Source organism: Cytobacillus luteolus (assembly GCF_017873715.1).
Classification (GTDB): Bacteria; Bacillota; Bacilli; order Bacillales; family Bacillaceae_L; genus Bacillus_BV; species Bacillus_BV luteola.
In genome coordinates this window covers 580,496-594,346 of record NZ_JAGGKM010000003.1, presented here as the reverse complement: position 1 = coordinate 594,346, position 13,851 = coordinate 580,496, and the positions used below count along the sequence as shown (strand labels likewise).

Sequence of the window (13,851 nt, the reverse complement as noted above, 5' to 3'; positions counted from 1 at the left end):
GAAATTTTAAAATCACGCTATTCTTTCTCAATTCTTCTGTTTCAATAGTTGTTGAAGCGATAGTTCTGTTCTGATAGTTTAATAGCGAATTTGGGCTTCATTCGAAAAGTTCTCACTAGCCCATTCACCCTCACTCTTAAAAAGCTTATACACAGATTCAAGATCCGCCGGGGGTTCATCTATCCAATTAAGTAAAGTACAAATAATTGATTCTTTTTCTGGAAAATGATGAATAAAGACTTCAGCCTGCTCATGAAGTCGTGACGTCCAAATCTGAGAACGAACCATCACCATCGAATAGTATGTTCGAATGAGCTTTCGAGCAAAGCCTTGTGTAACTGCTTTAACTTCTTCCTTAGAAGCTGTTTCTAATCTTTTTAACGTCCGATTAAAAAATTCATAAATATCACCATTAAAACGAATTGCAATCTCTGAGGTAAGTTTATACGGACCAAATTGTTCTCCTACATCCTCTCCATACACACAAACACAGAGTTCCTTAAGAAATGCATTTTCATAATAATTTGAGGGGTCAACAGCATAGTCGTAATATGCTACGGCTATACCAACATCACGAACTAGAGAACGATACTTTTGAGACAATTCCCCAGAAAGTTTCTTTAATTCAGCCAACTTATCCGAACTCAGTTTGGTATTGAACATAGCTATAAGATCTATATCTGATTTTTTTACGATCGCTTCTCCTCTAGCTACACTACCGTACACATAAACACTGTACAAATGTTGATCAAATAAATCTTTAAGGTTCTCCACAGATTCTTGAATGCAAGGCACGTAAATATCATTTATCTTATCTTTGCTAACATCACTTACAATAAATCCATTAGAGTCTAGACCATAACCTGCTTTTAAATTCACTATTTCAATCACCACCCTTTTCTCTCAATCCAATATTCTCCTTCGGAATTATAATTCCCTTTAACTGAATAGAGAGGTAAGCATTAACGTTTTAATTCGTCCTCTAATTCTTTCTCAATTTCTTCATTACTAACCTTTTGTTCCTTATCATCTTTAATATTTAGATGTTTAGTTAACAATTTAAGTTGATATTTAATGGTCGAAAGGCTGTATATGACATAAAGAATAATTAATATGATTACTATATTCCAAAGCATCTAATCCCCCCTTGGCTTTTTGTTCCACCCTTGCGCCCTCTCGAAATACAAATCTATTCCTCCGTGACGTAAGCTTTATACGAGACTTTCTACTTCGAAAATTTCTTCTCTTATAAATTTACCTAACTTCCTACTCAAATCATCTATTTGGTTTATTTCCGTAAGAATATAGAAATTAGAACGCATAGAATAAGGTGGTTCTGCCCTGTTATCAACCTTAAATTCAATTCCTACAATCCCTCTTTTATCATGCAGAAAAAACCTCAAATATAAGAAGTGTGTTGTGTTCTCAGTTTCGTGACCTGTTACCCAACTGAAATCATTCTTTCCAAGGTTAGCTGCAAAGTTCTCAATACCATTTTTGAGATCTTCTAGATGCCCATTGTCTAAATAAATATCCAAATCTACATTGCAACCATTACCAAACACGCATAAGTTTACTTCAAAGAAATCAACATCAGTCCAAATTCTCTTCATTTTAAATCTTGGTTCAGGCACAATACCACTCCCTCATACTGTTAGTGCAATATATAGCTAATTTTATTTTTGTATTTATCCAGCTTCACCCAACCATTAAAGATGATTACAGTAATTATAGGGAGAAAAGAAGGTATCCATTTATATTTTAGTGGTAAAAGGAAAAAAAGTATTACTGTTAGAATTATTAGAGGAAGTACCTATATAAACCACAATCTAACATACTTATTATTAAAGCTGAAATCAAATCACTCCATTATAGATTTTCCCCCTCATTATCTTAACGAAGTCTTCAAATATCATCCTCTTCTGCTAACCTGCTCTTTAATAAAAAAGAGTCTCTCCCTGTTGAAGAATCGCCACCCGTTAGTATAAAAGTGTCTACTTCTTGTCTAGTAATCTTTCGAATTTTTTTTCTAATCAACAATTTCTTTACTAATATAATCATCAAATTTCCATTCGTCAGTTACTTTAATTAGTTTGAAGGTCTCTATAAATGTAATTTTAGGCTCCGAGCCATGCGGAGGGTGTGAAACTGTAGCAGCCACGATTGTACCATTCTTAGTTCCCCCATCTTGTTCTTCAATTTTGATTACTTCAATCACTCTCCATGCCTTTTCAAAACCCTTTAGTATGTCTTGTCTTTTATTATTGGCTTCTAGCTCCTCTTGCTCTTTTTCACTTAACATATCATAAAAGGCTTCAAAGTCTTTGTTATTATATACCTCATAATACCTCTCAAGTTGTTCAGTAGCCGTAATATCCTCTGCGCTCTCCTTCCATAGATAACCAACCACTAACAACCCAATGACAAGGATAGCACCAAAGCCCCATAGTATTTTTTTCGTCATAAAACCCCTCCTGTAAATGATTTTTTTACAGTTTCCCTCTTTAAACACTTCTATTAAATTAGCTAATATCCTTTCCTTTTTAATTACATACGAAGAAAGGAACAAAAGGATTCAACTTTTCCATCACTTCTTAAACTGCTTGTAATAATAATAGCGTGTCTTTTTATTGCAGATACGCACCTGATCGTTATACATGAAGCAGAGCCTCAGCACAAAAAAATGAAACTTCTTTCATGGTCGTTAAACAAGACATTCTAAATATATTGGGATTATTCACTGTTAAGGATTCACCATTCCAATTACTATAATCGTAGATAATAAACCAATAACGATCCATACACTAAGATGATTATCAATCCGTTTATTTAGAAACTTAAAATGCAATTCTAACTTTCTCACTAAAAAATTTAGTGAAATAAGAAGCAGCATAAAAATCAAAAATCGTTGCCACACATAATTTATTAGCGGTTCAATAGTAAAAAAATAAAATCCGAAAGTTAATGAAAAAACAACCAAATATAATAAGGTAGACATCCTCATATATGCCACTCCTTCTTATCATTGTTAAACAAAAAAATATAGATAATGCAATATCCAAAATCCTACCGCAATGTTTCCCTATCTTTATATCTTTTATAGAAGTAAAGACAGCTTCTTTCGCTATCGCTCTCGTTACTTGAATACGGCATTATGTCGCTTTAATGATTTTTTATATAAGTTTAGTATTGGAAGAGTGAAACTATCCCACTTTTCCTTATCATTTATTGGTATCCAAGCAACATCAATAATATCTTTATTATCTTCTATATTTCTATTTAAGATCATCTCTCCACCTATAATTTCAACTATGTAAGCCCAATTCTTCTAATGCTTCTCTTTTGGCTCCATCTTCTGGTGTTTCTCCATTTTCTATTCCACCACCAGGAAAAACAAAATAATCAGTACCCTCTCTGATTCTTTTAATTAGTCCAACCTTAAAATAATCTATAATTACTACTGAAGCTCTATCTCGAAATACAATCCCCCTTATCAATAATGTCTTATTATTTGATTCCTACCGATTAAGAAAGAAGGATCCGCCGTAGCGGATCCCATTTTGTTATTTAACATTCAATCCCGTTGATAAAAAAGAAATTTGTTATTGTCCACTGATTTTATGCCATCTTATATCTTCGTTTAGGTTAGTATATGTTGCATTTTCAGGTTCCCCAAAATAATAAAGCTCCTCACCATCCTTATTGGTTGCAACTGGATTAAGATGGTCAATTTGTTTACTGAATGAAAATATGAACGTTATGGGTTCTCCTATTCTTATTTCTTTTCTTTCTCTGTTAGGCTCTACACCAGCTTCTATATAAGCAACTTCTTCTTCGTATGATATGATACTAAACATCGATACTGCGTCATTTTTTGTAGTATAACTAATACCTCCAAAAGTTTGAAGGATATCAGAGCTATACGGAGTAAAGGTTGATATACGGCTCCTGTAGAAAATTCCTTTCTTTTCAGCTAATACGGTACGGTACTTTTTTTCTTTATCACTTTTAAAAATAAAGATAACAGAAGAACCTATATCATGTTGTTCCAACAACTCTGCATCTGCTGGAAGGAAGGCATTACTTTTAGCAGCACTTAATGCAGAGAACCTATATCCACTTAAAATAACTAACAATATCATTACAACTAGCAATGGGAATATAAATAACCATTTTTTCATGCATATGCTCCCCCTAAAAATACAACAACTTATGTTCCACTAACTCGTTTGCACAATAGGCAATTGTTCTGATTGAACACTCGCCCTTTCGTTGAGTAGTAAATGTTTGAATTTGAAGTTATATTAATTAAAATATGAGATTTTTAAGAAATAAAAAGCCGTATATCAAAGCACCACAAATTACTATAAATAATCCCACCATTACAAATCCATAGATAAAACCTCTAACCATAGAGAATAAATCTAGGAACATATTCTTAAAAATACCAAATACCTTATTCATAATCTTCCCCCGTTAACAAATCATCGTTACCATTATTTTACCATCAAACACAATAACCTATTGAACAAACTTGCTCATTAGTACAATAACTTCCACAAAAAGAGCACTTCTTCTTGAAGAAATGCCCCCCTTTGAGTTAATTTCCTTGTGATTAGAGTAGATTCTACTAAATTACCCTTGTTAGAATCAAAAAGCTGTATTAAAAGAATTGACACACATAAATATGTAATATAACATATACCTATGATTACTATGCATATGAATAATATGTATTGGAGGGAGACTGTTATGAAGATTAGTAAAGAGTTGCTAAAAGGTAGTACCACTACTCTTATTTTAAGCCTACTTAATTCAAAACCAATGTATGGCTATGAAATTATTAAAGAGTTGGAAATGAAGTCTGAGGGGATTTTTAGTTTTAAAGAAGGAACGATTTATCCCATCCTGCACACCCTTGAAGATAAAGGACTGATTATTTCTTATTGGGAAGAAGGCCACGGGAAGAGAAAGAGAAAATATTATAAAATCAATGGAAAAGGTAAGGAATTTATAAAGGAAAAAAAAGAAGAATGGTCAATCTTTAAGACTGCAGTGGACGAAGTGTTGAAAGGAGAGAAAATCGTATGGGATTAGAAAACGAGTTTGAAGTATATATTAAAGAATTGTGTAAACAAATAAGAAATAAAGATGTACACGCTAGTATAAAACTTGAAATAAGTGATCATCTTCAGACACTTAAGGAGGAAGCCTTGCTTGCTGGACTCTCAGAAGAAAAGGCAATCGATCAAGCATTGGCTCGTATGGGAGATGTAAAGTTGCTTGGAAAACAGCTTAACGAGACCCATAAAGCCCCAATGGATATCAAAACCATACTTCCAGTAATGATAGCTTCACTGTTTGGATTACTAGCAATGTATTATTTACAATTTCATTCTACTTTTACAGAGATTCAGGATATGAAAGTATTTAATAAAAGTCTTATCTTCTACTTGTTAGGAATTCTGCTGATGCTAAGCTTGTCTATGTTTGATTATAGAAAGTTATTAAAGTTCTCCAAACATCTATATGCGGGAACGGTCCTAATTCTATTAATAACTGTTCTTTTTGGCGTTAGAGTCGATGGTGTTCCTTTTTTAATCTTAGGTTTTGCCAATATTAATTTTACCGAGATTACTCCTTTTCTCCTGGTTATGTCCTTTGCTGGAATCTTTCATTCTTGGAATTGGAATGATTCTCGAAAATCTTGGCTTGGAGTAGGTATTCTGGCATTCCCTATCTTATTGTTATTAACAACAAGTGCCATAGCAACTTCTATCATTTGTATTATTGGCTGCACAGCCATTATGTTTGGATCTAGAGCCAGTCTTAAACAAGCAATAGGATTCGCAGCAGCTGCCTCTATATGGCAAATCTTCAACCTGTTGGTTCTATCTCAAAATTATACATCGATCGATACCAAGGTTATAAAAAATTTAGGCGCATCTGATTTTATTGGAAATAGTCTTAATCTAACCCCCAATTTAATTTCTGAAGTACATACAGATTTTATATTCACGTACATAGTCTATTCCTTTGGCTGGTTATCCGCGATTATTGCTTTCGTATTGATTGTGTTTTTTATTTGGAGAATATTGAGTGCTGCGAAAAGCGTAAATTTCAATTATGGTAAAATGCTGGTTATAGGGTTGGCAGTAACCTTTGCAAGCCAAATTATACTAAGCATCCTGACAAACCTGGGCTTATCCCCTTTACCTGGTGTAGCCATGCCATTCATGAGCTTTGGAGGCTCACATATATTGTTGGAGATGATTGCAGTAGGTCTGATTTTAAGCATATTCAGAAGACGAAAAGCAGCTGATATACTCTGGTTGGACGTAAAGAATAATACCTAAACTATTATAGTGATATTCCCTTAATTCCCCTCTTCGTAATCATATAAAAGGGGAATTATTTTTTTTATTTTAGGATGCGTTAATTAGTTTAAGTGTAATAACTTCAAAATATCAAAAAATAACAGATGACTATGCCAATCATTGTTCACCCAGTATAAGTCTACTATGCATTAAAGAATGACGACTTTCTTATTACACATTCCTGCCCAATAGTGAAATATACGTTTCTGCTTGTTCCAGAAACACTCCCATTTATTTAAATACATCTTTACACAATGATTCAACTATTTCCAATAATAAAACTCTTAATATTGTTTCCACCTAAATTGGAAAATCTTATTCCGACCCAAAACCAAAATACCACAAAGATAATTTGGCTCAAAAGTGGAGGTATTATCATCACAAAGGTGTTAGAGAAAAGTCCATAAATTTTCAACAACCAAAACGCCTGTGTGACCGCCATAAATGTCGAAGTTTGTATTACGAGCAGGTGAAACAAATCAGTTAACTCTCCCGACAAATAATTAGAAGGTTCAATTAACTTATAATGGTAAACGAGGTGAAAAAAGGTGGATTTCTTCTTAGTTGGTGTCTTGTTGTGGCTTCTTATTGTCGCCTATTGCTTACTGTTTACATGGGGTCTTATTAAAAGTAATTGGAAAATTTTGTTGCTTAGCGGTATCATCATTTTGGTACCAGCCATGATCTTTAGCACCGCAGACGGATTGGTAAAACTATTATTCGTACTTCCTTTGATTGCATTTTCGTTATCTTATTATTTTTATAAAAGAACGAAGAGAGAATAAATAGATAAAAGGCGTATAGAGAGAAATCCTTATGCGCTTTTTATTAATAAAGTGTTTGAAAGTGTTTCGGCATACCTTATAAAATAATCGCACCCCTTTAATTGAATAAGGATTGGATTTTTAAAGCAACTTCTTTCGGTTTAACATCAATAGACGATAACTTTTCTATATCTACCCACACTGGCACATAAGTTCCTCGATCTCCCTTTTCGTCTATATACTCTTCACCTTGTCCAGTTCCGAATGTTCCATTTACAATTTCCGATAAGAAAAAGTATTGAGTTCCATTAAATTCAACTTTTGCTATACACTCATTAATCTTTACTACTACTCCTAATTCTTCAAAGGCTTCTCTTTTTGCACATTCTTCTGGTGTTTCACCACTCTCTATTCCTCCACCAGGAAAAACAAAATAAATAGATCCATCTCTAATTCTTTGAATTAGTCCAACCTTTTCATTATCTACTATTACTACCGAACCTCTATCTCGCATTACCTTAGCCCTCATTATTCATATAAATCTTATTAAAGAACCTGCTTTATACTTCAATAGAAACAGATTCTTCTCCTTCTTAAAATAACAAAAATAAGACCCGCAGCTGCTAATCTCTCATTTCGCTTATTAAAGAAGCGCACCGGTTTGTTGAATAAGTATCTACTTTTTATTCGTTAACATTAAGATCAACAGTTTCGTTAAAAACTTCTCCACCTATTTCCCATTGAATGAAAACAGACATTTCATCAATTCTTTCTTTTAGGTTTTCATAATTATCTCTTTCGTTTAGGCTACCGCCACCACCGCCAATCCTATGTTCTATAATATTTTCCTCATAAACTTCTATTGTCCCTGCTGAACCAATGGGAAAGCTATTCGGATGAATTGTTTCCCATTCTATCTTTTTGGGTGGATTATTTTTTAGATAGATTATATTCCCTTTATCGTTAAGCAAATTCCCTTCCATTGTAAAAGTAATTCGAATCTCCCAATTTTCACTTTTTCCTTTGGCTATAATTTCTTTATTTTTCAAGTTACAACCAGAGACAAAAATTACTAATAATAAAAACATCAATGATAAAAACAAAAACCTTTTATTCATTGTCGCCTCCAAATTTACAATTATTTATTGCTACCACTTTTTCAAGCTTTATTTAGCCATTCTTCTTCCATTATTCTGCACGTTAACTTTGTATTACTTATTCCATATAAAGAGAGCTTATCCTTCTTAAAGATAAGCACCCTTTAATTGAATAAGATTTGAATACATAGAGAATTATTACTTCTTTAACTTATGTAACACTTGGAACAGTAGAGTTGAAACAAATGAAAGTTGGATGAATAGGAACACACCTACCAATACAATTGTGTCCACCGTTCCTCAATTAGCCCTGATATTAAGTTCAATCCCACAAAAACTAAAAATCCGCCAATTAGATTCAGTATAAAAACAAATATCCAATTATCCATATTGCATTCTCCTTTAGAGAAACAGATTATAATCAACATTAGCTCTCCGTTAATGGAGTAAAAAAATTATTTATCCTCTACTTCGTATAGATAGTCCATAAATTTATCATGAAGCCGTATATTTCCTTTTATAGATCGACCTGTATCTTTTTCAATTAAGTCCATTGGGAAGTTTAAATTATCGTGATAACCATTAATCAATTCCATTACTGAATAAAGAACAGACTCAATAATCTCATTCTGTTGTTCCTTTAAGTCAACAGCTTCAAACTCTTATTCTAACCTGCTTAATGAAATAGCGAAGTGCATCTTTAATAAATTTCAATGCGTGAAACAGTTGCTTTTGTTTTTCATTTAGCATTTATTTACCTCATTCTTTTTTATAAATCCCTATTCAAATATGGTCTCCATTAGTTAATATTACGCTCAGTTTTCTTCTGTTTTTCATCTCCAAAATAGTTCCAAATCCATAATGTTATCCAAAAAATTAATGCAACGCTTATTGAAAGTCCTTTATGTGGGTTCGGTAAAGTAAGGAAGAATGTTAGCATTATAATTAGAAATGGTGGAATTAAAATCCAATAACGTTTTCTCTTGTTCAATAAAATCCACTCTCTTTCTATATACTCTTTTTGTTACATTAAACTATCCGTTCGTGAAAAAGCGAATGTTCTTCTTGAACACTCGTCACCCGACACCCGAAGTTAAGTATAAATAATTCCCATACTAATCTATCTTTAAATTACCTTTTAGGAATAATAATCTTAGTTAATTTTTGTGCTGAAACAAGTGCTAACGGAAGAACAACTAAAAAGATTATTACAAAGCTAATGAGACTACTTATACCTGATACACCTACCGGTAACACATTCCAAACAAAGCCTAAAACCTTAAAATACAGATAGAAAAATACGACAGATAAAATGTAAAATAGGATGTTACCTTTCCCCAAACTATTCCACTCCTTGACTAATAAATTTTTCTAAATATTACCATAAATCCTATTATTTTTGTTCAATTATCCTACGCTATACTTCAATACTAATAGCCATACTTCCTTCTTGAAGTATGGCTCCCTTAGTTAAGCAATTTCATGAATTCCCCTCATTAGACGCTTTTTGTAATTGTTGTTCCTTGAAAATCAAAATTTGTTTTACTACAACTAAAACCAGACTTGATATAATTAAAGCCTTGTAAATTAATCTTTGTTCAATATAGAAGTAAGTTATTACTGCTAATAAAGTTAAACATAGAGCAATAATGCCTATCTTGCTTGTTTTAACCAACAAACTCCCTAACAAACCAAGAGTCACACCACTTATCAATAGAATAGGAATATAATTCGTATACGATTCATCCGAATAATAAAACGGAAATAAAGCAATAAAAATAACACCTAACCATTGAAGCACTCTTCCAAATCTCTTCAACTTGAACCTCCCTTTTATTTAACACTTCTTCTTCAATATAAGCTCCCGTTAGTTTAAGTTTATCTTTTCACATTGTAAGATTTATCTATATGTCTTAACTTAGAGGGTTAATTAGGGGTTATACTTATTACTTCCTGGAAGTCTTTTGATTCTATTCCAGACTTGAATCGCTTCTTTCCGACTTTTCTCTTGATTTTTGGGATCAGCAAAAAAATCACTAATAAATTGATTGTATTCAAATTGAGGAGCGATGTTCTTCTTATATGTAGGGTCTTTTTTTCGTTCATCTTCCTCATTCCAAGCAACTACAACATCACTATATGTTTTTCCGATGTTATTTTTAAAGTAATTTTGGATATAAGTAGAAAAATGAAATTTAGGGATGACTGTCTTAAAAAACGCTCTTACCTCTTGACTACAATGGTGGTTTTCAGTAATAACTGTTTCAAGACTTAATTCTGATTTATTTTCTATCTTTTTGTTTATTCTTGTTTTTCTAATTGGCTTTTTAATTTTTCCTGTAAGAAGATAAGTTTTAATCCTATCAAAAATTTCTATTTTTGAACCAGATGCACTTATTCCATTTTCCCTACAAAACGTTTGTAATTCTTCCTTTAACCAATAGTAATCATCGAAATCTTTAATACTAATTTCTTTTGTTAGGTTCGGTCTCACATCCTCCACCTCCTTTTACTCTTGGTCAATTATAGAACGTACTTTCTTATTTCGTCTATTATATTTACCATATAAAACCAACAAATTCATTTCACAATCCTGCTCCTATAATTCAATAAGACCAGCTCCATATCCTTCTTCCAATAAAAAATGAGACCTGCAACTCCCGATCTCTCATTTTGCCTATTAAAGTAGTGCACCCTTTAGTTAAAAATCAACTGAGTTAATAAATATTAAAAAAATTCCGAACAATATTAGTTCAGTAACCTATTAATAAAATTTATCATTTTTTCAAATGGAATAGTAAAGCTAAGAAAATTCCATATAGCATGAATGATGATTACTACAAGCAAATTGCCTGTGAGGACATAGACTACTGAAAAAAATATACCGAATAGTCCAGTGCTGATGACACTCTTCCACCCTCCATCAAGGATATGGATGAAACCGAACAAAAGGGAGGACACAACTACTGCAAAAAGGGTGGAGTCTGTTACATACTCAAGTCTCCCTAAAACATAGTAGCGGAAAATTAGCTCTTCAAATATCCCTGCACAAGCTGAAATGATAAAGGCACCTATATATTTTTGACTTCCTTTGAACATCTCATCCTCTGGCTTGGAAAACTCCATTGCAGGAAGTGGCGTATTTCTTTTCTTTCGAACATATATCTCTATACTCATAACAGCAAATAAGATTGCAGCAATGGAAAGGATAATAAGAATTGCTTGTAAAACACCAAGCCAATTAAAGCTAATATTAATCGGTAGAATTATGCCCATGAACTTACTCTCGAACCATAATACACCCACAAGCAATAGTCCTAGTAAGAAGAGATATACTAACCATTGAATGACTGATTCTCTCTTTTTAAATCTGTAAAACAACTTCCTTAATACAATATCTATTCCAATTATAAACATACATAATAGAACTATGTTTAGTATAATCACGCTGTTTCTCCTTCGTTATTTAATAATTAAATTTTGTAGTTACTCCTCACTTGATAAAAGAATAAAACGAACCATTACATACGCTATTCTTAGAATCTCATCTGATAACTGACGTACTCAACCAACTTTCTTATCTACTACCCTTTAGTCCTAAATTTTACCTTTAAGGGGGATGGAACCACACACTTATCTTTTCAACTAACCTGCTTCTATAACGAAAGAAGCGACTGCTGCTTGTTCAGCAATCGCACCCCGTTTGTTCAACAAGACATAACAGTTTTGAACAATTGATAACTATAGATAGTTTAATCCCATTCATCCTATTTCTTGCTTATAAGTCTGTAAATAAAAAACAAAAATCCTATCGTAATGAGTATGCCTGCTGCTAATATGAAAGTAAGACTATTATTAAAAGTCCCCACAATTGGTTTCCCCCTTCAATAAATGTTATTTTTGTTCGTTCGATAGTGAAATATTACCGCTCAATTTCCCTTTGTTTTTTATCCCCAAAATAGTTCCATATCCATAATGTTACCCAGAAAGTTAGAACAACTATTACCGAAAGCCCTTTATATGGGTTAGGTAAAGTAAAGAACATTATTAGCATTGTAATAAAAAATGGTGGCATTAATATCCAATAACGTTTCCTCTTGTTCAAAAATATTCAACTCCTTTTTTTAGACTCTCTTTGTTACATTTTCCTGCTTCGTTAATTTAAGTGAAACCCTTCACAAAGTCCTTAAACATCCTTACGACTTGTAATTCCTTTTAAAACAGTTTCGAATTGTCTCAGATAAAACTGGGATGCGAAAAAGCATGATGATTTAATTACTAATCACTATGCTTTTTACTAAGTTATATTTACAGTTATTAATGATTTTTCATTTCAAAAGAAAATCCTACCATAAAAGCAACTCATACCTTTAATTATGCTTATAGGCTCCTCCAAAAAATTTAGATTCTTCTTCTCCATTTTCGTGCTAATCCAAAGATGGAAACAGTCATAATTATGAGCAACGTGAGGACAATGAAAGTTTTAAATGTATTGTTTTGGAATTCATCTTCTAACTGAACCATATTCGTTGGATCTTCACCTTTTCCAAGTTGAAGTAAGTCATTAGCAGCAAATTGTATTTCAACGCTTCTTCCACAGTCAATGACTCTCAGTTCTCCATTCAGTTTATTCGGATAAAGCAAGTACTCCTTTCCGACTTCAAAATCAAACTGACAACTCGTCCAATCTGTAAAAACAGTCACTTGCGTGTCATCAATTCCTTTCCAAGTCTCAGAGACTGATATTAAGGCTACATTGTAAGTTTCTCCCTCAATCTTCTCCTTTTTTAGCTGTAACACTTTTCCTTTAAACACTGCATCTGCTTTCTCTTGAGCTTCATGTGCGGTTTCAGGGACATAACAATCACATGCCATTACATGTGATGAAGGGTAAAAGGATACTGTTAAAAATAATACTAGTAAACAAAAAAGTAGAATCTGAGGTTGTTTAAACAATCCATTCACTCCAATTCTCGTCTGCCCTTAGTTCTAATAACACCCTCATTTTTACTTCTAATTACTCCATAATCTAGTAACTTCCACTAATTGAAATTCATTAAATTCCATACGATATATATCTGGTTTTGAAATTCTCCGTAAGAAACTTAAATCATATTTCTTATCAAAGTATCCCATCATTAAAGTCATTACAGCACCATGAGTTCCTATCGTCACCTTTTTTCCTCGGTATTTCTCGATTATTTTTAAAAGATCTGAGACCGCTCGTTTTTGACAGTCCTCATTAGACTCAGTCCCACTAAAAGATAAGGTTGGATTTGAAAATGACTTCTCTAATAAAGGGATAAGTTCAGTGTCTGGTATTCTAGTACCTTCACTCGAGAAAACCCACTCTTTAAGGTCTTCACATACTACAACTTCCTGACCAAGTGCGTCAGCTAATGGCTGAACAGTTTGGATCGAACGGAGGTATGGACTAGAAACAACAATGTCAATACCCTCATCTATTAGAATGTTAGTTACTCGTTTAGCTGATTCAGTACCTTCAGAAGTTAACCCTCTAATTCTTTCATCTCCAAATTTAGGCGAGTCACCATGCCTCACCATATAGATATATGTTTTCATAGAACCTCCAGAATATCATCCCACTTGTCT

General features: G+C 32.9%; 18 protein-coding genes and 1 pseudogene. 3 read left to right on the top strand and 16 right to left on the bottom strand.

Annotated features, from left to right (window positions below; all coding sequences use genetic code 11):
* Positions 1–78 precede the first annotated feature (78 nt).
* From J2Z26_RS11790 to J2Z26_RS11765, 6 genes and pseudogenes are all read right to left on the bottom strand, one after another.
* Positions 79–879, bottom strand: coding sequence for a nucleotidyltransferase domain-containing protein (locus tag J2Z26_RS11790; protein ID WP_319638086.1), 801 nt, complete (start codon positions 877–879; stop codon positions 79–81).
* 83 nt (positions 880–962) lie between these two features.
* Positions 963–1,136: a hypothetical protein gene (locus J2Z26_RS11785; RefSeq protein WP_193538795.1), complete on the bottom strand. Its 174-nt coding sequence runs from the start codon at positions 1,134–1,136 to the stop codon at positions 963–965.
* A gap of 75 nt (positions 1,137–1,211) precedes the next feature.
* Positions 1,212–1,634, bottom strand: a complete 423-nt coding sequence (locus J2Z26_RS22130) for a hypothetical protein (protein WP_325168883.1) — start codon at positions 1,632–1,634, stop codon at positions 1,212–1,214.
* A 395-nt stretch (positions 1,635–2,029) separates the two neighbouring features.
* Positions 2,030–2,464: a hypothetical protein gene (locus J2Z26_RS11775; RefSeq protein WP_193538797.1), complete on the bottom strand. Its 435-nt coding sequence runs from the start codon at positions 2,462–2,464 to the stop codon at positions 2,030–2,032.
* Between the two features lie 847 nt (positions 2,465–3,311).
* A pseudogene (locus J2Z26_RS11770) lies at positions 3,312–3,485 on the bottom strand (NUDIX domain-containing protein); the annotation flags it as partial.
* A 117-nt stretch (positions 3,486–3,602) separates the two neighbouring features.
* On the bottom strand, positions 3,603–4,181 hold the full coding sequence (locus tag J2Z26_RS11765) for a hypothetical protein (RefSeq protein WP_193538799.1): 579 nt from the start codon (positions 4,179–4,181) through the stop codon (positions 3,603–3,605).
* Between the two features lie 571 nt (positions 4,182–4,752).
* Here J2Z26_RS11765 and J2Z26_RS11760 point away from each other — a divergent pair.
* From J2Z26_RS11760 to J2Z26_RS11750, 3 genes are all read left to right on the top strand, one after another.
* On the top strand, positions 4,753–5,097 hold the full coding sequence (locus J2Z26_RS11760) for a PadR family transcriptional regulator (RefSeq protein WP_193538802.1): 345 nt from the start codon (positions 4,753–4,755) through the stop codon (positions 5,095–5,097).
* The gene (locus J2Z26_RS11755) at positions 5,088–6,356 is read left to right on the top strand and encodes an FtsW/RodA/SpoVE family cell cycle protein (RefSeq protein ID WP_193538804.1); all 1,269 of its coding nucleotides are present in this window, start codon (positions 5,088–5,090) and stop codon (positions 6,354–6,356) included. Before J2Z26_RS11760 ends, J2Z26_RS11755 begins: the two co-directional genes overlap by 10 nt.
* A 569-nt stretch (positions 6,357–6,925) precedes the next feature.
* Positions 6,926–7,162, top strand: coding sequence for a hypothetical protein (locus J2Z26_RS11750; protein ID WP_193538806.1), 237 nt, complete (start codon positions 6,926–6,928; stop codon positions 7,160–7,162).
* Positions 7,163–7,259: 97 nt separating this feature from the next.
* Here J2Z26_RS11750 and J2Z26_RS11745 read toward each other — a convergent pair whose 3' ends face one another.
* From J2Z26_RS11745 to J2Z26_RS11700, 10 genes are all read right to left on the bottom strand, one after another.
* Positions 7,260–7,655, bottom strand: coding sequence for an NUDIX hydrolase (locus J2Z26_RS11745; protein ID WP_193538808.1), 396 nt, complete (start codon positions 7,653–7,655; stop codon positions 7,260–7,262).
* Positions 7,656–7,824: 169 nt separating this feature from the next.
* A complete protein-coding gene (locus J2Z26_RS11740) occupies positions 7,825–8,259 on the bottom strand; it encodes a hypothetical protein (protein WP_193538810.1) in 435 nt (144 codons plus the stop codon).
* A 778-nt stretch (positions 8,260–9,037) separates the two neighbouring features.
* Positions 9,038–9,229, bottom strand: coding sequence for a hypothetical protein (locus J2Z26_RS11735; RefSeq protein WP_193539763.1), 192 nt, complete (start codon positions 9,227–9,229; stop codon positions 9,038–9,040).
* A gap of 140 nt (positions 9,230–9,369) precedes the next feature.
* Entirely contained in the window at positions 9,370–9,579 is a 210-nt protein-coding gene (locus J2Z26_RS11730; protein WP_193538813.1) for a hypothetical protein, read from the bottom strand.
* 139 nt (positions 9,580–9,718) lie between these two features.
* Entirely contained in the window at positions 9,719–10,057 is a 339-nt protein-coding gene (locus J2Z26_RS11725) for a hypothetical protein (RefSeq protein ID WP_193538815.1), read from the bottom strand.
* Positions 10,058–10,168: 111 nt separating this feature from the next.
* Positions 10,169–10,732: a DUF6434 domain-containing protein gene (locus J2Z26_RS11720; RefSeq protein ID WP_193538817.1), complete on the bottom strand. Its 564-nt coding sequence runs from the start codon at positions 10,730–10,732 to the stop codon at positions 10,169–10,171.
* A 254-nt stretch (positions 10,733–10,986) separates the two neighbouring features.
* Positions 10,987–11,685 (bottom strand): CPBP family intramembrane glutamic endopeptidase, encoded by a 699-nt coding sequence (locus tag J2Z26_RS22420; protein ID WP_209794349.1) that lies wholly within the window; start codon positions 11,683–11,685, stop codon positions 10,987–10,989.
* Between the two features lie 475 nt (positions 11,686–12,160).
* Positions 12,161–12,343 (bottom strand): hypothetical protein, encoded by a 183-nt coding sequence (locus J2Z26_RS11710; protein WP_193539764.1) that lies wholly within the window; start codon positions 12,341–12,343, stop codon positions 12,161–12,163.
* A 296-nt stretch (positions 12,344–12,639) separates the two neighbouring features.
* Positions 12,640–13,194, bottom strand: a complete 555-nt coding sequence (locus tag J2Z26_RS11705) for a hypothetical protein (protein WP_193538821.1) — start codon at positions 13,192–13,194, stop codon at positions 12,640–12,642.
* 57 nt (positions 13,195–13,251) lie between these two features.
* A complete protein-coding gene (locus tag J2Z26_RS11700) occupies positions 13,252–13,821 on the bottom strand; it encodes a histidine phosphatase family protein (RefSeq protein ID WP_193538823.1) in 570 nt (189 codons plus the stop codon).
* Between the last annotated feature and the right edge of the window lie 30 nt (positions 13,822–13,851).

Bases quoted from the DNA above. Each gene is read 5' to 3' on its own strand.
- J2Z26_RS11785 (WP_193538795.1), bottom strand. From the start codon at position 1,136: ATGCTTTGGAATATAGTAATCATATTAATTATTCTTTATGTCATATAC.
- J2Z26_RS11775 (WP_193538797.1), bottom strand. From the start codon at position 2,464: ATGACGAAAAAAATACTATGGGGCTTTGGTGCTATCCTTGTCATTGGG.
- J2Z26_RS11765 (WP_193538799.1), bottom strand. From the start codon at position 4,181: ATGAAAAAATGGTTATTTATATTCCCATTGCTAGTTGTAATGATATTG.
- J2Z26_RS11760 (WP_193538802.1), top strand. From the start codon at position 4,753: ATGAAGATTAGTAAAGAGTTGCTAAAAGGTAGTACCACTACTCTTATT.
- J2Z26_RS11755 (WP_193538804.1), top strand. From the start codon at position 5,088: ATGGGATTAGAAAACGAGTTTGAAGTATATATTAAAGAATTGTGTAAA.
- J2Z26_RS11745 (WP_193538808.1), bottom strand. From the start codon at position 7,655: ATGCGAGATAGAGGTTCGGTAGTAATAGTAGATAATGAAAAGGTTGGA.
- J2Z26_RS11740 (WP_193538810.1), bottom strand. From the start codon at position 8,259: ATGAATAAAAGGTTTTTGTTTTTATCATTGATGTTTTTATTATTAGTA.
- J2Z26_RS11700 (WP_193538823.1), bottom strand. From the start codon at position 13,821: ATGAAAACATATATCTATATGGTGAGGCATGGTGACTCGCCTAAATTT.